The sequence below is a fragment of the Bacillus sp. PK6-013 genome (assembly GCF_054161445.1).
This window is the reverse complement of record NZ_CP096417.1, coordinates 43,366-63,244: the sequence shown is the minus strand read 5'-3', so window position 1 is coordinate 63,244 and position 19,879 is coordinate 43,366. Positions and strand designations below refer to the sequence as shown.

Here is a 19,879-nt window from a genome sequence, read left to right as displayed (position 1 = left end):
AAGTTACGAAACTCCAACTCTTTTCTTTAGCTGAAATACTTAACAAAAAATTAACGGGCTTTCCCCTTGACAAAAAATATTTATTACTTGATAATTTGTATATAATTATAATAATTACAGAGAAATAAAGTTTACAATTTTTATTTCTCTTAAACTACATTCAGGAGGACGATATTATGTCTCTAATCGGAAAAGAAGTACAACCATTCGCAGCGAAAGCTTACAAAAACGGTGAGTTTATCGATGTTACACACGAAGATCTAAAAGGCCAATGGAGCATTTTCTGCTTCTATCCAGCAGATTTCTCATTTGTTTGCCCGACTGAGCTTGAAGACCTTCAAAACGAATATGCTGCCCTAAAAGAACTTGGTGTCGAAGTATACTCTGTTTCTACAGACACTCACTTCGTACATAAAGGATGGCATGATAGCTCTGAGAAAATCGGCAAAATCACTTACGCGATGATCGGCGACCCGTCTCAAACGATCTCCCGCAACTTTGAAGTGCTGAACGAAGAAGAAGGTCTTGCTGACCGCGGAACATTCATCATCGATCCGGACGGTGTGATCCAAGCTGTTGAAATTAACGCAGGCGGTATCGGCCGTGATGCAAGCACCCTGATCAACAAAGTAAAAGCGGCTCAATACGTCCGCCAAAACCCAGGCGAAGTTTGCCCGGCTAAATGGGAAGAAGGTTCTGAAACACTGACACCAAGCCTTGACCTAGTAGGCAAAATCTAAGGAGTGCATTCAATTGGTACTTGAAGCAAATATCAAAGCACAATTAAACCAATACATGCAGATGATTGAAAATGACATCGTCCTTAAAGTCAGTACAGGCGATGACAGTGTCTCTAAGGATATGCTGGCTCTTGTAGAAGAGCTGGCTTCCATGTCATCAAAAATCACTGTTGAAAAGGCGCAGCTCGACAGAACGCCAAGCTTCAGCGTCAATCGTGCCGGAGAAGAAACAGGCGTCACATTCGCCGGAGTTCCGCTCGGTCACGAATTCACATCTTTGGTGCTGGCACTCTTGCAAGTAAGCGGCCGACCGCCGAAAGTCGATCAAAAAATCATCGATCAAATCAAGAACATCAGCGGCGAATACCGCTTCGAATCTTATATCAGCCTCACATGCCACAACTGCCCGGACGTTGTGCAGGCATTGAACATGATGAGCGTGCTCAACCCGAACATCACGCACACGATGATCGATGGTGCGGCATACAAGTCAGAAGTCGAAAGCAAAAACATTATGGCTGTGCCGACCGTATACTTGAACGGCGAATCCTTTGGAAGCGGCCGAATGACGCTTGAAGAAATTCTTGCGAAAATGGGCAGCGGCACAGATGCATCTGAGCTTTCTGATAAAGATCCGTTCGATGTACTCGTTGTCGGAGGCGGACCTGCCGGTGCAAGCGCAGCAATCTATGCGGCGCGCAAAGGCATCCGCACAGGAATCGTTGCCGAACGCTTCGGCGGCCAAGTCCTTGACACGATGAGCATCGAGAACTTCATCAGCGTGAAGCGCACCGAAGGGCCGAAGCTTGCGGCAAGCCTTGAAGAACACGTGAAGGATTACGAGATCGACGTCATGAACCTGCAACGCGCAAAAGGTCTCGAGAAAAAAGATCTTTTCCATCTTGAACTCGAAAACGGCGCTGTTCTGAAAAGCAAAACCGTCATTCTGTCAACTGGCGCACGCTGGCGCAATATCGGCGTACCTGGCGAACAAGAGTTCAAAAACAAAGGTGTCGCATACTGCCCTCACTGTGACGGACCGTTGTTTGAAGGCAAAGACGTCGCCGTCATCGGCGGCGGGAACTCCGGTATCGAAGCAGCGATTGACCTTGCAGGTATCGTCAACCACGTGACTGTTCTTGAGTTCGCACCGGAGCTGAAAGCAGACGAAGTTCTGCAAAAACGTCTCTACAGTCTCCCTAACGTGACTGTCGTGAAAAACGCCCAAACAAAAGAAATCACGGGTGATGAAAACGTAAACGGCATCACTTACGTTGACCGTGAAACAGGAGAAGAAAAACACGTCGAGCTCCAAGGCGTCTTCGTCCAAATCGGTCTTGTGCCGAACACGGAATGGCTCCCTAAAACCGTCGAACGCAACCGCATCGGCGAAATCGCAGTCGACAAACGCGGCGAAACAACCATCCCTGGCCTATTCGCTGCCGGCGACTGCACAGACGGACCATATAACCAAATCATTATTTCAATGGGATCGGGGGCAAATGCCGCATTAGGGGCGTTTGATTATTTGATCCGGAACTAACACGAAAGGCGCTATGCTGCTTAAACGGCAGTATGGCGCTTTTTTATGTTATAACCCATATAAATGGGACTTCACATCATGGCCGACAAACGCTTTCCATATGATCAAATTGTACGGATAGGACCAAGCGGGATATTGCGATTGTCCATTCATGTATGAATTGTATTCCATGACTCCATTCCTCTCGTTCTCATGTCTACATTAAATATAAACCTATAAAAGGAAACGGTTAATCAAAAATAAAGACGGCATACTGCATGCAGTACACCGTCTTTTTCAAGAGATTTAATTTGACTCATCATGTTCTTTTTGTCCTGTTTTTTTTCATCCAAAATAAAATAAACAATACAATAAACCATAGAGGAGTCAGCAGCAAGGCCGGGCGAGTCGCATCCGCATACAGCATAATCATGAGAATGACCGCAAACATCGCCAGGACAACATAATTGATAAACGGCGCGAATGGCGCTTTGAATGTTGATGCTGCGTGTAAGTGCGGACGGGTTTTCCTGTATCTAATATGGCTGACAAGAATCACACCCCACACCCATATGAAACAAATCGCGCTGATGGTTGTCACGATCCCAAAGGCTTGTTCCGGTATCAGTTTGCTTAATAGCGCTCCTGCTGACAGGACAATGGTTGATACCCATAACGCGTGACTCGGCACATGGTTTTTATTCAGCTTCGCAAAATTGGCCGGGCCCTGTTTCATTTTACTTAAATTGTACAGAATCCGGCTTGTTGAAAACATCCCGCTGTTACAAGCAGACGCGGCTGACGTTAATACAACAAAATTAATGATTCCCGCGGCAAGCGGGATGCCGACTAAGCTGAAGGTTTTCACAAAAGGACTTTCCGCTGCATTCAGTTCCATCCAAGGGTTAATACATAATAAGACGATAAGCGCGCCGACGTAGAAAAATAAAATCCGTAAAGGAATTTTATTAATAGCCGATGGAATATTTTTTTTCGGGTTCGACGTTTCCGCCGCCGATACACCTACTAATTCCACACCGACATATGCAAAGATCACCATTTGGAAAGAAAGCAAAAAGCCTGAAAATCCGTTTGGAAACAAACCGCCATGCGCCCAAAGGTTGGTAACCGAAACCGTTCCTGTATGCGTCTTAAACCCGATCACCAGCAAAATAACACCGATGACAATTAACGCAAGAATCGTGATCACCTTTATTAAAGCGAACCAAAATTCCAATTCTCCAAAAAGCTTGACAGTCAACAGATTGAGCCCTAATAAAATGAGTAAACAGATAAGTGCAGGGACCCACTGCGGAATATCAAACCAATATTTCACATAGACACCGACGGCAATCACATCCGCCATAGCCGTCATAATCCAGCAAAACCAATAGGTCCACCCGGTGACAAACGCCGCACGCGGCCCCAGATACTCCTCGGCAATATCGGTTAACGATTGATAACCCGCTTTAGATAACAGCAATTCTCCCAGCGCCCGCATCACGAAAAAAAGCGCAATACCTACAATGAAATACGCAAAGATGATAGAAGGACCCGCCAATTGAATCGCCTTACCGGAGCCTAAAAACAACCCGGTGCCAATCGTCCCGCCAATAGCGATAAGCTGTACGTGCCGATTGGATAAGTCCCTCTTTAATTCCCGCTGTTCCACATCAAACTCCTCCTTACCTCTCTAGTGAACGACGAGCAGTAAAAAAGCCCATAAAAAAAGAGATTGGATGTCCTCCAATCTCGCGGTCATAAGAATATCAAAATATATTTGTGCCGCTGACAATCATCAGCACGACAAATACATATTCGGTACTCTTCTGTCCTTTTGCCTGAGATTGTGAACCCTTCGGCGCCGCAGAATTCCGCGGTCTCTCCAGAAGCTGCTCCTGCTGTAGTGCGACCCACAGCAATCATAGCTTGCATGTATTGAGTTTTTCGATAGAGATAATTACTATCGGATAACTTTTAATTTTAATAGAGGTTGAGTGATTTGTCAATGGTCCTATTTATAGTTAACGCTAGTATTCTTAAACTCACCTATACTAGCGACAATATTTTCACCTGGTTTATAAATCAGCTTCTATTACGGAATCCTTTCGAAAATTGGGGTTTAACTGGCACTGCTCATGGGCAGAATAAGCATAATCTCTCTTGTAAACCTTCTAATACTTCTTCTGGTACTTCCCTGACCTTGATATCTTCACCTAGGAAAAGCAGCCAATTTGTTATTTCGGACAATTCTTCGGGATGATTCACATTGATAAAAGTCTTTAGAATGGCTGCGGTTTGATAAGGATTCGTATAGGAAATTGAAATTTTTAAAGGATGATATTTTTTGAATTGGGCAATCGCCTGTGGACCAAGTTCAAGGACAAGGTTGATTACTTCTTCCTGCTTACCTAGTTTCTCTAAAATCTTTTTCTTACTTATTCTTTTTTTCACAGCGTATGGTTTGACATTGGTAAGATTGTCCACAGGGAAAATCCTCCTCCTTTCATCCTTTAAGTCAAAGCCTTCAATCAGCCAAAGGCCTTTTTCATGATAAAGGTGCAGAAGATAAATGGGATAAGTCTTTATTACCTTCTCTTCTTTGATGGTAATCAATAAATAGCTATCCAAAAGAAGGAGCTGGATGAGTTTTTCTAACATGGGATGGGGGAGATCTGAAAGCTCAAGCAGGTCGGGATTATTGGGGTTTGTCCCTTCAAAAAGCAAGATTCGATTTAAAAAAACCAGGGCCTCTTGCTGGTTTTCTGAGATAAGGCCCAGTAATTTTTCAGCTAAAGACTGACGGCTCTTTAGATAAGGGAGTTGTTGATTTCTTGTAGCCATAAAAGCGATAAAAAGAGCTTTAATCTCATGATCGGTAAAGCGAACAGCAGGCAGGACAGAGTGGTTCATGACAAAATAACCCCCGCTCCTTCCAACTTCAGCAACAAGCGGCATCCCCATAGCTTCAATTTCCCTGATATCCCTGATAGCTGTCGAACGAGAGATGTGAAATTCCTGCATGATTTCAGAAATTGTAAAGTGGGCGCGGTTGTTGATATACCGCATGATGATATTAATCCGTTCAACTTTTTTCATCGGGGCCTCCTAAACAGTATCATTTTTTGACATGATTTAAGGTTATTATAAACGCATCAAGTGAAAAGACAAATCATTTGATTATTTAAAAAAAAGGAAGGTTTTGAATATGAAAAATTACACGCTGGAGGAAAAAGACAGCTTTACCGTTTTTGGTATTGGAACGGAGCTTGAGAGCGATTACACAGATTCTGCTGGCATAAATAAGGAAAAGGCAGACTTTTGGGCGGCCGTCAAACAAGATGGAAGGCTTGACACTTTAAAAGCCATAGCTACAAATGACTATATTTTTGCCGTGAACGAAGCGGTAAACAACAAGATGATGCATTATGCTGGCGTGATGACAGAGGCAGAGGCGTCGGTGGCAGGAGAAACCAGAGTTATCCAATTTCCTAAGGGGGAATACCTGGTTGTTAAAGGGGAAGGGAAGACGGCTGATGAGTTGAGTAATAAGCTTACTGGCATTGCCTTCGGTCAAGTCTTGCCGGAAGCAAAGAATTTTGCCTATGTTGGCGGGCCGAATGCAACGGTTGAGATGGGGCAGCGAAACGGCTTAGTATTCGGTGAAATGTGGATTCCTGTTGTTAAGAAATAAAAAGATAAAGGAGCGCTGGAATTGTCCTATATCGTTGATTTTAAAAATGTCTCTACGGTTGGATTAGAAGCTTCACCTGCAGCAGAAGCACTTGCTGGTTTACGTGCTAATGAAGCCCGTTACTTTATGAACAAATACAAGCATGAATTTACGGTTGTACCAGCCAGCGAGTCCTGCGAGACCCTTGATTATGTGAACCGAATTTTGAAAGAAGAACGTGATATTGAGTTTGCGGCCAAACCTTTAGAAACGTCGCGTTTTCAAGTGGAAAATATCAAAATTGCCTATGTTTTTTATGAGGATAGTCTTGCAGTCAACGTCATGTATACGATTGATGATCCTAAAAAGCGGGCCGTTGGGTTTAAGCTTTCTGAGGGGATGGAGGTACCAAAGGAGTTAGAAGGGAAGTTTAAGTTCGCTAGGCAGAAGTCTAAATTAGCTGGAACCATTAGGGGCTCCTACTTTGTCATTAAAGGAGAATATTAAAGTAAAAAGCGTAAGTGCCGGAATTCAGTCATTTTTCGTATTTGATCATTCTTTTTCTTTATTCGGATAAGAAAAACTTGGTTGAGCAAAAAAGCAAATTCAGCACAAAGCAAAAACAACAACCATTCATGCATTCAAATAACAAAACAGCACCTCTCCATCAAATTTGAAGGTGCTGTTATTTTTTTACCGTAAACCTTATTGACGACTACTGGTACGGCTGGTGCAAATGCAGCTATCCACCCTGCCTGTAAAGGCATCCGCACAGGGATTGCCGCTGAACGCTTCGGTGGTCAAGTTCTTGGCGATGATAAAAAGCCCCATAACAAAGAGACCGGATGTCCTCCAATCTCGTGGTCATAAGAATAACAAATCATATTTGTGCCGCTGACAATCATCAGCACGACAAATACTGCTTAAGATTATAAAACCCTTCCGCGGTCTCTTCAGAAGCTTCCCCTGCTATAAGTACGACCCACAGTAATCATGGCCTGCTACGTATTGAGTTTTCATTCCTCTCATTTCTGAAAACGAGACAATCCTGCGATAGAAAAATGACCAAGCCAAAGCCGGGTTACTTCCTAAGCTGAAATGCGGTGTCCGATTAATGTTAAAGAAGCCTTCTCAAGCTTTCTCTCCGCTCATCTCAGCGCCTCTTTCCCTCGTTTTGATTGTCTCAAAAAGGAGTTATGCGGTACTATCATATAAAGGTCAATTATTTAAAAATAATGTCATACTTTTAAAATCACCTTATCATGCAAATGCTCGTACATAGGGGGACAGCTCCTATTCTAAAAAGGGGATGGACGATTTTGGAAACCAAATATTTAGATTTACTCGCACAAAAATACGATTGTGAAGCAAAAGTGGTAACGGAAATCATTAATTTGAAAGCGATACTGAACCTGCCGAAAGGCACCGAGCATTTTGTCAGTGATTTGCACGGGGAATACCAGGCATTCCAGCACGTGCTGCGGAATGGTTCAGGAAGAGTAAAAGAGAAGATACGCGATATTTTCAGCGGTGTCATTTATGATAGAGAAATTGATGAATTAGCAGCATTAGTGTATTATCCGGAAGACAAACTGAAGTTAATAAAACATAATTACGATACGAAAGCATTGTTAAACGATTGGTATAAAGAAACGATTAATCGAATGATTAAGCTTGTATCTTATTGCTCTTCCAAGTATACCCGCTCCAAATTACGCAAAGCACTGCCCTCTCAGTTTGCTTATATTACGGAGGAGCTGCTGTATAAAACAGAAGAAGCTGCCAACAAAGAACAGTATTACTCCAAAATCGTAGATCAGATCATTGCGCTTGGCCAAGCTGATAAGCTGATCACCGGTCTTGCATATAGCACGCAGCGATTGGTTGTCGACCATCTGCATGTTGTCGGCGATATTTACGACCGCGGACCGCAGCCGGATCAGATTATGGAAGAACTAATCAACTATCATTCAGTCGATATTCAGTGGGGAAATCACGATGTCCTTTGGATAGGCGCTTATTCAGGCTCTAAAGTATGCCTGGCAAATATTATCCGCATCTGTGCCCGCTATGACAACTTGGATATTATTGAAGACGTGTACGGCATCAATCTGAGACCGCTCTTGAACCTTGCCGAAAAATATTACGATGATAACCCATCTTTCCGTCCGAAAGCAGACGAAAACAGACCGGAAGATGAGATTAAGCAAATCACAAAAATTCATCAAGCGATTGCGATGATCCAATTCAAGCTTGAAAGCCCGATTATCAAGAGACGGCCGAACTTTAATATGGAAGAGCGGCTGTTATTAGAGAAAATAGATTACGACAAAAACGAAATCACGCTGCACGGAAAAACATATCAGCTGGAAAACACCTGCTTTGCGACAGTGAATCCGGAGCAGCCAGATCAGCTATTAGAAGAAGAAGCAGAAGTCATAGACAAGCTGCTATTCTCTGTCCAGCATTCCGAAAAGCTGGGCCGCCATATGAATTTTATGATGAAAAAAGGCAGCCTTTATTTAAAATATAACGGCAACCTGTTGATTCACGGCTGTATTCCAGTTGATGAAAACGGCAATATGGAAACGATGATGATTGAGGATAAACCGTATGCGGGCCGTGAGCTGCTTGATGTATTTGAACGATTCTTGCGGGAAGCGTTTGCCCACCCGGAAGAAACCGATGATCTGGCGACAGATATGGTCTGGTATTTATGGACAGGCGAGCACTCCTCCCTTTTTGGAAAACGCGCTATGACGACCTTTGAGCGGTATTTCATTAAAGAGAAGGAAACACATAAAGAGAAGAAAAACCCGTATTACTATTTGCGTGAAGACGAGGCAACCTGCCGAAACATCCTGAAAGAATTCGGCCTCAACCCGGATCATGGCCATATCATCAACGGCCATACACCGGTAAAAGAAATCGAAGGAGAAGATCCGATCAAAGCAAACGGAAAAATGATCGTCATCGACGGCGGCTTCTCCAAAGCCTACCAATCGACAACAGGTATCGCCGGCTACACGCTGTTATACAACTCCTACGGCATGCAGCTCGTCGCCCATAAACACTTTAATTCCAAGGCGGAAGTGCTGAGCACCGGAACTGATGTCTTAACGGTGAAGCGATTAGTGGATAAAGAGCTTGAGCGGAAGAAAGTAAAGGAAACGAATGTTGGTGAGGAACTCTTGAAGGAAGTAGCTATTTTGGAGAGATTGCGGGAGTATCGGTATATGAAGTGAGGAAATGTGGAGTTCAGGGATCATTCTCTGGGCTCTTTTTTACGGTTTTCCACTTCGTACAGCAAATTGCTAACAAGGTCTGGTTTTCTGCTCGTTCATAGAAAAGTAAGCGGCGATTGATCTCGCAGGCATCGTCAACCATGTCACTGTTCTTGAGTTCGCACCGGAGCTGAAAGCGGAGGAAGTCCTGCAAAAACGCCTCTACAGCCTGTCAAACGCGACTGTAGTGAAACATGTACAAACGAAAGAAATTACAGGTGACCTAAACGTAAACGGCATCACTTACGTGGATCGTGAAACAGGCGAAGAACAACACGTTGAACTCCAAGCTGTCTTCGTCAAAATCGGTCTCGTGCCAAACACAGAGTGGTTAGACGGATCAGTCGAGTGCAACCGCATCGGCGAAATCGCAGTCGATAAACGCGGCCAAACAAGCACCCCCGGCCTGTTGACTCATCACCGTTCACTTCCAAACATCATTCGTAATTGATTATCAATGATAAGTTATTAAACTTGTTTTCATCATAATTAATTTTTTCTTTCTAAAAGGTTTCACTTTCATGAGGGTACTATGATAAGGACACAATTTCTGTATTGACATATTGAAAAATGAAATATATATTTATTGTTGATATTGATAATCATTATCGTTTATTTATTTTCATTCTGCGGTTCATACAGCTATTTACTGAAGAATTAAATACTGGCTCTGGAGGACGTTTAATTGTAAAAAATCTCTGTGTAACGATTCCAGATAAAAAGGAACAACCATATCCTGAGGTCAGCGCCAATGTGTTTGAATTGCTATGGCTCTTGTACGGGAGACGGACATGATTTACATCGAGCTGCTCGTTTTTTTCGGATTATATCATTGCATTAAAGACGGCGAAGTCGTGAAGGCTGGGCTTGTGAAGAGGCGAGTACTGCGGGAAGTCTTTCAAATTGGCCCGAGAACAAATAAACCGAAGTGTGTTACTTACAATTTATAAAGAGGTGAAAATGAGCATGAAGAAACTATTAATCCCGTTTATGCTACTGCTGACGCTTATGATTAGTGCATGCAGCAATGAAGAGTCAGCAACAAAGGATAGCGGCTCAGCAAAAAAAGAATCTAAAACGATTACATACCAAGCGGAAACAGGACCAATCGAAGTTCCAGCCGATCCGCAAAGAGTTGTTATGCTTTCAGGGTATACCGGAAATGTGTTAGATTTAGGAGTCAACGTTGTCGGTGTAGACACTTGGTCTAAAAACAATCCAACCTTTAAAGAAAAGTTAAAAGATGTTCAAGAAGTTTCAGAAGATGACCTAGAAAAAATTATTGAATTAGAGCCAGATTTAATCATCGCGTTATCAACGGTTAAAAATTTAGACAAATTAAATGAGATCGCTCCTACTGTTACTTATACATGGGGTAAAGTAGATTATTTAACTCAGCACGTGGAAATTGGCAAGCTACTAAACAAAGAAAAAGAAGCCCGAGCATGGGTTGACGACTTTAAACAGCGGGCAGAAGAAATCGGAGAAGATATTCGCACAAAAATCGGCAAGGATTCAACTGTATCTGTTATTGAAGCATATGGGAAAGATCTTTATGTTTACGGTAATAACTGGGCGCGCGGTACAGAAATCTTATATCAAACGATGAAACTAAATATGCCTGAAAAAGTAAAGAAAGACGCATTAAAAGCAGGGTATTATACGTTATCAGCTGAAGTGCTTCCAAAATATGCGGGAGATTATGTCATTTTAAGTAAGTACTCTGATGCGAATACATCTTTCCAAGAAACAGACACATACAAGAACATTCCAGCTGTCAAAAATGGACATGTCATTGAAATGCAAGGTGAAGGCGCATCATTCACTGACCCAATCACACTTGAAAAACAACTAGCATTCTTTAAAAAAGCGTTTCTAGGAAACTAAGACTAGAAAAGCAGAGGTCTATTGAAAGGGGTTGGCCAAAGGGCAGCCCCTTTCCCATTCTAAGAAAGGAAAATGATGAGCTTTATGATAAGAAAAACTCAATCTTTTACCTCATTTGCCTTCAAACTCATCTTAGGAATTCTAGTGTTTATTGGTATGTTTTTTATGGCAATGGTATTTGGAGCTGCAGACGTTTCAGTTGAAGATGTATGGTTGGCTCTTTCGTCTTCTGCAACCGGCGATCATATTTCGATTATCCGTGATATTCGGTTACCTCGTGAAATAGCTGCGATTTTTGTTGGCGCAGCTCTTGCTGTCTCTGGTGCAATCATGCAAGGTATAACAAGAAACCCACTTGCTGATCCAGGTTTACTAGGATTATCTGCCGGGGCTTATGCAGCATTGGCTGTTACGATCGCTTTCATTCCATCAGCCAATTACTTTTTGACGATGGTTGCCTGTTTTATTGGAGCCGCACTCGGTGCCTTGTTGGTTTTTGGAATCGGTTCGATGAAAAAAGGCGGATTCTCTCCTTTCCGTATTGTGTTAGCGGGTTCTGCTGTTTCCGCCTTTTTATACGCCATTGCTGAAGGGCTTGGCCTTTATTTTAAAATTTCTAAAGATATCTCGATGTGGACAGCAGGAGGGATGGTTGGAACAACTTGGAATCAACTGCGAATCATCGTACCTTTTATTATCATTGGAATTGTTGTTTCCTTTTTCCTCTCGAGACAACTTACCATTCTCAGCTTAAATGAAGAAGTTGCAGTTGGCTTAGGTCAAAATATCATCAGAATTAAAATCCTTCTATTTATTATCATTATCATTCTCGCGGGAGCATCTGTTGCTCTGGTTGGCAATATGACCTTTATCGGTCTTATGATTCCTCATATTGTTCGGGCAATTGTTGGAACCGATTATCGTTTTATTTTACCGATGTCTGCAACTTGCGGAGCTACTTTTATGCTATTTGCTGATACACTTGGCCGTACCTTAAATGCACCATATGAAACACCTGTTATAGCCATTGTCGCTATGCTTGGTTTACCGTTCTTCCTGATCATTGTCCGAAAGGGAGGAAAAACACTCTCATGATACATTCAGCATTAATCAAAAAACAGCGAATGATTTTATCGATTTCTCTCATACTCATCATAGCTACAGCTATAATTGGGATGGGAATAGGGTCTGCTAGTTTATCTTTTGACAGACTCATCCACACTCTATTAGGTCAAGGAACCTTTAAAGAGGAATTTATATTATATTCTATTCGCTTGCCTCGAATATTGATTACTTTATTAGCTGGGATGGCACTTGCTATGTCAGGTGCTATTTTGCAAGGAATCACAAAAAATGATTTAGCTGATCCAGGCATTATTGGGATTAACTCCGGTGCTGGGGTTGCCATTGCCGTTTTCTTTTTATTTTTCCCAGCTGAAGCTGGATCATTTGTTTATATGATTCCAATTGTTGGCTTTATAGGAGCGATTATAACGGGCTTCTTCATTTATCTGTTAGCCTATAACAAAAATAGTGGTATGCAGCCTATAGGCTTAGTCCTCATCGGAGTCGGATTCTCAACTGCACTTTCCGGAGCGATGATTGTCATTATTTCTTCTGCTGAACGGACAAAAGTTGATTTCATCGCCAAATGGCTGGCAGGGAATATTTGGGGTACAGATTGGCCATTCGTTGGGGCGCTCCTGCCTTGGTTAGTCATCTTGATTCCGTTTACTTTGTACAAAGCAAATCGACTAAATCTATTAGGATTAAGCGAGCCTGTAACCATTGGCGTTGGGGTTTCCATTGAAAGGGAGCGGATCGTTTTACTTTTAACAGCTGTCGCATTAGCGGCTGCTGCCGTTTCTGTCACAGGAGGTATTTCCTTTATCGGATTAATGGCCCCACATATCGCAAAAACTTTAGTAGGACCCAGAAATCAACTATTTATCCCTGTTGCTATTCTACTTGGCGGTTGGTTCTTATTATTCGCCGACACAATCGGACGTAATATCATTGAAACCACTATACCGGCTGGAATCATGGTCTCATTAATCGGGGCACCTTATTTTATTTATTTGCTATTGAAAAAGTAAAATCCATAAAAACGAGGCTGTTCCAATGAGTCTCCAAAAATTCATTTCAAAATGGACCCATTAAATCAAACCCTTTGGTAGTCCATTTTGCAGAGGTGGTATGAAAGGAAGGCGTTTTCTCTTTTCAGACGACCTCTTTTATCTATTAGAGTGAAAATCTAAAAAAACCTCATTTACTTTTGATCCAATGCCGTTCTGATCTGATTAACAGCCACCTTCTATCGAGGCTTGGCTACTAAGTTTTATTTCAACAAAAAAACGCTTTGTTATAGCTGCTTCCTTGTCATCATAGAGTCCGTGACAACCGCACGCCGCTTTTTCTGACTCTTTCTCCGGAAAATATTTGCATACTTATATCAATAGGCTGCCATAAATATGGTACTATTATTTTAAAAAAAGAGATTCAGAGGCTGAAACAATGAATGAACTTGTGTTTGAAAAGAGAGAATTTACTTCAGATCATGCTACTCGAGAAAGGGGAAAATCATCATGAACGATATCCAAAGCCTAATCAACGCAATCAACGAATTCAGAGATGAACGAAACTGGAGACAATACCATAACCCAAAAGACCTCGCCATCTCAATCTCCATCGAAGCAGCAGAGCTGCTCGAAGACTTCCAATGGATCAGCAGTGAAGAAGCACTCAAAGCCAATAAAGAAAACATTCGTGAAGAAATCGCAGATGTTTTAATCTACTCATTCATGTTATGTAACGATCTTGGACTGGATGTAAAAGAGATTGTGGAAGAGAAGATTGTGAAGAATGGGAGGAAGTATCCGGTTAATCATAATGGTTGAGACTCTCCTTTTAAGTAGAGAGAGCTTCTTTCCCAATTGAAGACCGCTCTCTCTATCTCCATGATGCGTTGATTATGATGGCGCTCTGCTCGTTTACTTACCGTAATCTCCCCACTTCATTTGCTTTTTAGCACCGTTCGCTAGCTCCCTGTTATTTTTTTAAAAAATGACATTTGTCACCCGATTTTCATGACATCACTTACTAAAATCCGCCTCCCTCAGCTTATACAATGGAATGAGTAAATCAGGAGGTGGTCTGTAAGCCATGAGCGATGTTGTGAGCTTGACGAATGTGACAAAGACATTCCGCCAAAAAACGGCGGTTGAATTGATAAATTGTAGAGATACTAGACAAATGGGCCGAAAAAACGAAAAATAGATCTCCGTTGAGCTATTTTTATCATCAGGCACCGTCCAGAACTATATTTCTGGGATTATGCATAAGATGAATGGGAGGAAAACCGGACGGAGTCGCCGATGATTGCGAAGGGCAAAGGGTGGCTTTCTGTATCCATATAAATGAAATCCCTAAAAAGATTCTCCACTAGTTAACTCCTCCTATGCCAAGTTTTGTAATTCAAAGTCATAGAACAGTTGATTATTTTGGAAGGCCTTGTAATTGTATAGGAAAAAGAAGATTAAACTAATATTTGTCGTTATGTGTTTAAGATTCATTCAGCACTATTAATTATTATTGTGATAAGTTGATCACTTTTCTTATACTTATACTAATTGTCTATTCTTTCACCTAAAGCAAATAACAGGCTTTCTAAGCCTTTACTATAGTCTCTTGAAAAGTCAGCATATTTCTTTGTTTTTAGTAGATCAGGGATCTGACACTCTTTGTATAAAACAGGCAGTACCTTAACCATTCCTTCACTGATTTCATCCCAATATTTATTTTCCCATTCAGCTTGTACCCATTGGGATCTATTAGCATTATCTGATAAAATAACCAAAACAAAGTCACTATTTCTTAGTGCTTTTGAAATGCTTCTTGGTATAGATTCGCCGACAGTTATATTCCATTCATCTAACCATGGAATATGACCTGCATTTGATAAATCAGTTGATAAAATTTTTGCAAACTCTTTATCCATAGAAGAATGTGATATAAAAATTTTTTTCCCACTATTTGAGTTCAGGAATCGTGCTTTTATAAAAGTTTCGTTCAAAATAGTCTCTAATAAGATAAATTCGTTCAGTAAATTTACTTGGTTCATATACAAAGATTTTGAACGATTTTTGGGGCTCAGCATATGAAATTCAAATATATTACCGATTATTTCTTTTTGTCTTGAAATAATTTGAGAAGTGGTTACCTCAGATAAGTATGCTTTCGGAACCCATATAGCGTCACCAGATAGCAAATCCTTTCCAATATATACAATTGCGTATTCTTTTCCATCTTGACCAATTTCGTCATCATCATAGGTTCCAATTATACCTTTATATTTCCCTTGATTAATATAAACTGGCCCATAGCAAACTTCTAATAAGTTCTCTTTCTTCATTGTATATCCATCCTTTTTCCATTTCTATATAAGTAGATACTGTAGAACTATAACAATAAAGTATATTTTAATTTTTCTACAGTATCACCCTTGAAATATAGTTAATAAAATCCGAATATACCAAACTCGTTTTGAAAGATATCATTAAAACCCCCTTACTTATGATAAGGCTCCCCCCGGTTAATCCGAAACGCCCGATAAACCTGCTCGAGCAAAATCAGCCGCATGAGCTGATGCGGGAACGTCATCCTTGAAAACGACAGCTTTTCATCTGCGCGCTTCAGGACGGCGTCGCTCAAGCCGAGCGAGCCGCCGATGACGAAGGTTACCTTGCTCTTTCCATATGTGGCTAATCTATCCATATTATCGGCTAATTCTTCCGAACTTTTCATTTTTCCTTCGATTGCCAGGGCGATGACGTGGGCGTCGGGGCTGATTTTGGAGAGGATTCGTTCGCCTTCTTTGTCTTTGACGATTTTCATGTCCTGGTCACTTAAATTTTCCGGCGCTTTTTCGTCCGGCAGTTCGATGATGTCGACTTTTGCGTATGCCGAAAGCCGTTTGATGTATTCGTCGATTCCTTGTTTTAAATATTTTTCTTTTAGTTTTCCGATTGCTACGATTGATATATTCACAGGTCATCCCCACTTTAAGAACAAGTTATTCAGATGCATTATCCACAATTGTGGATAACGGTTGTGTATTTAGTGTCCGATCATTCGTTCCCCACTATATATACTGCAGGCTTATCGCACAATTCACAGGTTGTGGATAAACTGTGTGTATGTTCGATTTTTCTGATTTCAGGGGCCAATTCTTCTTCATCCACATACATGTCAATGACGGTTTCAATATGCTCTTCGCAAGACTTCATAAAAGTCCCTCCAATATCTGTATCATTGGGCTCTTTTATAAAAAAGCTCCTTATTCAATATACCCTATTTATGCACATGTTAGTAGGTTTTAGCATGGCTTCGTGCGGTTATCCACAAGCTTTTTATATTCCTCTGGATAACTTTGTTCTCCCTATATAAAAAACACCAGCTAAACTCGCTGATGCTCTAATCTTTTTTTATACTACTTCTCTTTTTTCCTGAACAACTAAAGAATGCTGATTCGTGATATGCTGCAAATATGAAACGTTAAGAATGAAAGTCCAAAACCCGTTAACCGGCTTTTTAGAGAACCTCATAAACGATTTTCTAACCTTAAATGCACTAACTAGATTTATCGTCCAAAAAAGGGGAAATGAGAGCTGCGGGAGGAAGCTGTGTCCGGGGCGCAGCGGGAGAAGCAAAATGCTGTTGCTGTATGGCAGCAACTCTTCTCTTTGAAATGTGATTGAGTAAAAAGTCCAAAAAGGCTCCAAAATTGAAAAGACGCTTAACAGCAGCGTCACTTTAATGGCGACATACGGGAGCTTAATTTGGCATCGTTCTAAATTCTTTCTTCTTGAAAGAAACCAGTACGGGATGTATATGCCAGACGTTATGATTGTTAATAACACCGCAAATATGGCTTTTATTTTCGGAAATTCTTCTAATTCCTTACTCATGCTGAAACACTTCTTTCCTTAAAACTGTTCTTCCAGGTCTTTTTATCCTTGTCATCTATACTTTTCCACTTTCCTTATCAAAATGTACTATATTGAATGCAATAAATCAAAATCCATTGAAGTGTCAAATTGGGATTTTCTTAGGTATATGGATTCTTTTTTTTGACTGGAATAAAAAAATTGTATCTTTTCACCTGATCCCTATTTCGTATTTACCTGCAGAAATTCGACAATCAATAGGACATTATTCGTCATATTTTTACCTTTGTAATATGCAATCTGTCATTGCGTAACATAAAGGGGTTCATTCGAATCATTTTGTCTTTTTTTCGTTATTTCCCACCTCTCTCAAATAGGAATAATGACATACTGTGTTTCATGTGGAACATTGGACATGAAAAAAGATCAAAGCTTCACAGCCTTGATCTTACAGCCTCTTGCTCATATGCAAATCCGTCGTCTCAAAATTCATTTTTTCATAAAGCCGCTTCGCCTTTTTATTATGGGCGAATACATGTAGGGACAGCTTTTGGACTCCTAATTGCTTTGCCTCTTCTTCTAAGACGGCTAAAGCCTGCTGGCCGATTCCCTGCCCTCGATACGCTTCATAAAGCCCGAAATCGTAAATAAATGCTTCCTTTTGAGGATGGTGCGGGTCAGCGTAGAGCCAAAGCCAGCCTGCGGCATCCTCGCTGTCGTCCATGATTGACCATAGATGATGGTTGTTCGTTTCAATGCCGTTTGGCAAAAGAGCTGCAAATTGCTCTTCTGCTTTCTCCATCGCTTCCGCCACTGTCCATGTGCCCGCTTTTACTTTCTCCATGGCGTAATGCTGGATGGAATAGGCATGGTATGTCTTAAAGTCTTCTTCCGTCATTGGCATTAAACGGATTGCCGGTTTTTTTCTCGGTTTGTTTAAGTCAATTTTAATTTTTGATTTCAACATCAAATTGTGCTTCACTTCCTTGTTTATTGATCATGATGCTTTGCTCAGCCATTCGCTTTTCGGCTCGGAAAGTTTATTGATTCTGTGCTGAATGTAAATGACATTCAAAAGGAACGCAAAAATGGATCCATTCGCAGGTTCTTTGCCTGAGAGCTTGTTTAATGAAGCGGTCACCACCAGTGCGCAGTAAATTAAAACACCTGCGGACAGAATCAAAATCACGCGGTCGAGCAGCATATAAAGGCTGTAATGCATGTCAGGAAAAGCGATTTTTGCTGATATTCTAATTGGAATCGAAAATAAATGATAAAATATGATAGCTTTTAACGTGGTGTAGGGAATATCATGATAAGGCAGCAAATCGAAGCTTTTTTTCCTGGATAGAAACCAGTATGGTATGTAAACCCCCAGTGTGATCAGACATAGCACAAAAACGGACACGATACTTCTGCTCTTTACATTAGACAGCGTTTTCAACGCAGTCTGCACATTGTCGTTCATATCATTCCTCCGGACACTCGTTTTCCAAACAAATGAATTGAATGAATTTTTTCATAGCAGCGGCACACCCCCTCAATATATTCTTTTCTCCGCTTTTAGACAATATGACTTAGGTACCAATATGACGAATGTACTATTTTTTAAAAAGGATTGCCGCCTTCTCGATTAGCTGAAAAATGTGTGACAACCGTTTTTATGTCATAAGAATGAAACAAAAAACAAAGAGGCTGATTGGAATTCAGGCTCTTTTGTTTACCGCTGTATACTTTTTTGAAGAGAAATCTGCCAGTTGATGCCGGTGCCAATATGGTGTGTTTTGGCAAAGGATCCTTGATTGAGGGCAATACCCAGGCGGTCTAATGAATTGATATAAACAACCGGCTTACCGACCGGCATATCAGCAAACGACCGTCCAAAAGCCATCGTTTGCTGATAGACTTTGGTGTCCTCGTGTTTGATGACCACTTCCACAGGATCTCCGTATTGAACGTCAAGTGACTTGAACAGTTTACGGCTGATATTTGTCCAAAGGTTTCCAAACCGGATATCTAAAATGTCGATCGTTCCGGTTATCCAATCATTTTCGATATAAGCTTCCATGACCGGAAGTTTGACGATGGAATCTGTTGAAACTTCAGGACCGATCCGGTCGAAGCTGAGAATCCCGGCTGCCAGTCTTGCCCCGGTGTAAGCGTAAATGTCGCGTCCATGGAAAGTATGTGATTCGCCTGATCTCGGAAGCCTGTTTTGCGCTTCATCAAGATAGCGCACTTCGACAATCCCATTCTGCCGGCTGATATGGGTGAGTGTTCCGTTGTCCGGTGTGATGATATATTGATCGGAAGAGGTTCTGACTGCGACGCTGCGGCGTTCCGAACCAACACCTGGATCGACGACAGACACGAAGACAGTGCCTTCAGGCCAATAAGAAACGGACTGTAGCAGCCGATAGGAAGCCTCCCAAATGTGAAAAACGGGAATGTTGTGCGTCAAATCAAAAATCCGGAGTGAACTGTCAACTGAATAAGCCACGCCGTACATCGCATTTACCGCCCCGTCATCAAGGCCAAAATCAGATTGTAATACAAGTGCATGCTGACTCATCCTATCTCCCTTTCCGCCCTGATTTTCGCAGTGAATCTGCCTTTGCCAAAATGTTTAAATCATCATATCGTACGCGAAATTGAAACGCAATATGATGTTTTGTCCATTTTTTAGAAACTCTCATTTTTATTGAAGCAAAAACTTCGATTTCACACCCTAAAAACCCGATTATTCATCCGGAAAGTCTTATTTTCCTCTCTAACTATCCCATTTTTGACTTTTGACGATCATTCCTCAGACTTGGCATAATAAAAAA

At 41.4% G+C, this 19,879-nt stretch carries 19 protein-coding genes, 2 pseudogenes and 1 riboswitch; of the genes and pseudogenes, 12 read left to right on the top strand and 9 right to left on the bottom strand.

The annotated features are described in order from the left end of the window. Nucleotides 1-176: 176 nt before the first annotated feature. Both ahpC and ahpF read left to right on the top strand, forming a co-directional pair. Nucleotides 177-740, top strand: coding sequence for an alkyl hydroperoxide reductase subunit C (ahpC, locus tag M1E03_RS00360; protein ID WP_020453590.1), 564 nt, complete (start codon nt 177-179; stop codon nt 738-740). Between the two features lie 13 nt (nt 741-753). Then, entirely contained in the window at nt 754-2,283 is a 1,530-nt protein-coding gene (ahpF, locus tag M1E03_RS00355; RefSeq protein ID WP_318602529.1) for an alkyl hydroperoxide reductase subunit F, read from the top strand. A 298-nt stretch (nt 2,284-2,581) separates the two neighbouring features. Here ahpF and M1E03_RS00350 read toward each other — a convergent pair whose 3' ends face one another. Continuing rightward, nucleotides 2,582-3,934, bottom strand: a complete 1,353-nt coding sequence (locus M1E03_RS00350) for an amino acid permease (protein WP_075212819.1) — start codon at nt 3,932-3,934, stop codon at nt 2,582-2,584. A gap of 147 nt (nt 3,935-4,081) precedes the next feature. Further along, a riboswitch (glycine riboswitch) is annotated at nt 4,082-4,161 on the bottom strand. A 237-nt stretch (nt 4,162-4,398) separates the two neighbouring features. Next, nucleotides 4,399-5,361 carry a helix-turn-helix transcriptional regulator gene (locus M1E03_RS00345; RefSeq protein ID WP_020453594.1) on the bottom strand — a complete coding sequence of 321 codons (963 nt, stop codon included), beginning with the start codon at nt 5,359-5,361 and terminating at the stop codon, nt 4,399-4,401. A gap of 109 nt (nt 5,362-5,470) precedes the next feature. Between M1E03_RS00345 and M1E03_RS00340 the strand changes: the two genes are divergently transcribed. The 10 genes and pseudogenes from M1E03_RS00340 (at nt 5,471) to M1E03_RS00295 (ending at nt 14,484) form a co-directional block, all read left to right on the top strand. Continuing rightward, nucleotides 5,471-5,956: a GyrI-like domain-containing protein gene (locus M1E03_RS00340; protein WP_020453595.1), complete on the top strand. Its 486-nt coding sequence runs from the start codon at nt 5,471-5,473 to the stop codon at nt 5,954-5,956. Nucleotides 5,957-5,977: 21 nt separating this feature from the next. After that, nucleotides 5,978-6,442 (top strand): phage tail protein, encoded by a 465-nt coding sequence (locus M1E03_RS00335; RefSeq protein ID WP_458110602.1) that lies wholly within the window; start codon nt 5,978-5,980, stop codon nt 6,440-6,442. Between the two features lie 213 nt (nt 6,443-6,655). Beyond that, nucleotides 6,656-6,745, top strand: a pseudogene (locus M1E03_RS00330) (hypothetical protein); the annotation flags it as partial. Between the two features lie 509 nt (nt 6,746-7,254). Further along, on the top strand, nt 7,255-9,180 hold the full coding sequence (fbp, locus tag M1E03_RS00325; protein WP_128822247.1) for a fructose-1,6-bisphosphatase: 1,926 nt from the start codon (nt 7,255-7,257) through the stop codon (nt 9,178-9,180). Nucleotides 9,181-9,289: 109 nt separating this feature from the next. Then, nucleotides 9,290-9,628: pseudogene (locus tag M1E03_RS00320) on the top strand (FAD-dependent oxidoreductase); the annotation flags it as partial. A 557-nt stretch (nt 9,629-10,185) separates the two neighbouring features. Beyond that, on the top strand, nt 10,186-11,106 hold the full coding sequence (locus tag M1E03_RS00315; protein WP_035339310.1) for an iron-hydroxamate ABC transporter substrate-binding protein: 921 nt from the start codon (nt 10,186-10,188) through the stop codon (nt 11,104-11,106). A gap of 84 nt (nt 11,107-11,190) precedes the next feature. Further along, a complete protein-coding gene (locus tag M1E03_RS00310; RefSeq protein ID WP_035339312.1) occupies nt 11,191-12,201 on the top strand; it encodes a FecCD family ABC transporter permease in 1,011 nt (336 codons plus the stop codon). Then, nucleotides 12,198-13,202, top strand: coding sequence for a FecCD family ABC transporter permease (locus M1E03_RS00305; protein ID WP_075212818.1), 1,005 nt, complete (start codon nt 12,198-12,200; stop codon nt 13,200-13,202). The genes M1E03_RS00310 and M1E03_RS00305 overlap by 4 nt, the downstream gene beginning before the upstream one ends. A gap of 489 nt (nt 13,203-13,691) precedes the next feature. Next, nucleotides 13,692-14,003, top strand: coding sequence for a nucleotide pyrophosphohydrolase (locus M1E03_RS00300; RefSeq protein ID WP_073425180.1), 312 nt, complete (start codon nt 13,692-13,694; stop codon nt 14,001-14,003). Between the two features lie 379 nt (nt 14,004-14,382). Next, nucleotides 14,383-14,484 carry a hypothetical protein gene (locus tag M1E03_RS00295; protein ID WP_326455384.1) on the top strand — a complete coding sequence of 34 codons (102 nt, stop codon included), beginning with the start codon at nt 14,383-14,385 and terminating at the stop codon, nt 14,482-14,484. 247 nt (nt 14,485-14,731) lie between these two features. On the opposite strand, the gene M1E03_RS00290 is transcribed toward M1E03_RS00295, so the two are convergent. The 7 genes from M1E03_RS00290 to M1E03_RS00260 all read right to left on the bottom strand — a co-directional run bounded on the left by M1E03_RS00290 (nt 14,732) and on the right by M1E03_RS00260 (nt 19,623). Beyond that, nucleotides 14,732-15,517 (bottom strand): toll/interleukin-1 receptor domain-containing protein, encoded by a 786-nt coding sequence (locus M1E03_RS00290; protein ID WP_268509871.1) that lies wholly within the window; start codon nt 15,515-15,517, stop codon nt 14,732-14,734. Between the two features lie 155 nt (nt 15,518-15,672). Continuing rightward, nucleotides 15,673-16,152, bottom strand: coding sequence for a 23S rRNA (pseudouridine(1915)-N(3))-methyltransferase RlmH (gene rlmH, locus M1E03_RS00285; RefSeq protein ID WP_003177946.1), 480 nt, complete (start codon nt 16,150-16,152; stop codon nt 15,673-15,675). A gap of 80 nt (nt 16,153-16,232) precedes the next feature. After that, nucleotides 16,233-16,391 (bottom strand): CxxH/CxxC protein, encoded by a 159-nt coding sequence (locus M1E03_RS00280; protein WP_003177948.1) that lies wholly within the window; start codon nt 16,389-16,391, stop codon nt 16,233-16,235. Between the two features lie 198 nt (nt 16,392-16,589). Beyond that, the gene (locus tag M1E03_RS00275; RefSeq protein WP_458110601.1) at nt 16,590-17,072 is read right to left on the bottom strand and encodes a DUF4234 domain-containing protein; all 483 of its coding nucleotides are present in this window, start codon (nt 17,070-17,072) and stop codon (nt 16,590-16,592) included. A 427-nt stretch (nt 17,073-17,499) separates the two neighbouring features. Then, nucleotides 17,500-18,018: a GNAT family N-acetyltransferase gene (locus M1E03_RS00270; protein WP_035338110.1), complete on the bottom strand. Its 519-nt coding sequence runs from the start codon at nt 18,016-18,018 to the stop codon at nt 17,500-17,502. A 30-nt stretch (nt 18,019-18,048) separates the two neighbouring features. Continuing rightward, the gene (locus M1E03_RS00265; RefSeq protein ID WP_020453614.1) at nt 18,049-18,519 is read right to left on the bottom strand and encodes a hypothetical protein; all 471 of its coding nucleotides are present in this window, start codon (nt 18,517-18,519) and stop codon (nt 18,049-18,051) included. Nucleotides 18,520-18,771: 252 nt separating this feature from the next. Beyond that, nucleotides 18,772-19,623, bottom strand: coding sequence for an SAM hydrolase/SAM-dependent halogenase family protein (locus M1E03_RS00260; protein WP_043054529.1), 852 nt, complete (start codon nt 19,621-19,623; stop codon nt 18,772-18,774). Nucleotides 19,624-19,879: the final 256 nt, after the last annotated feature.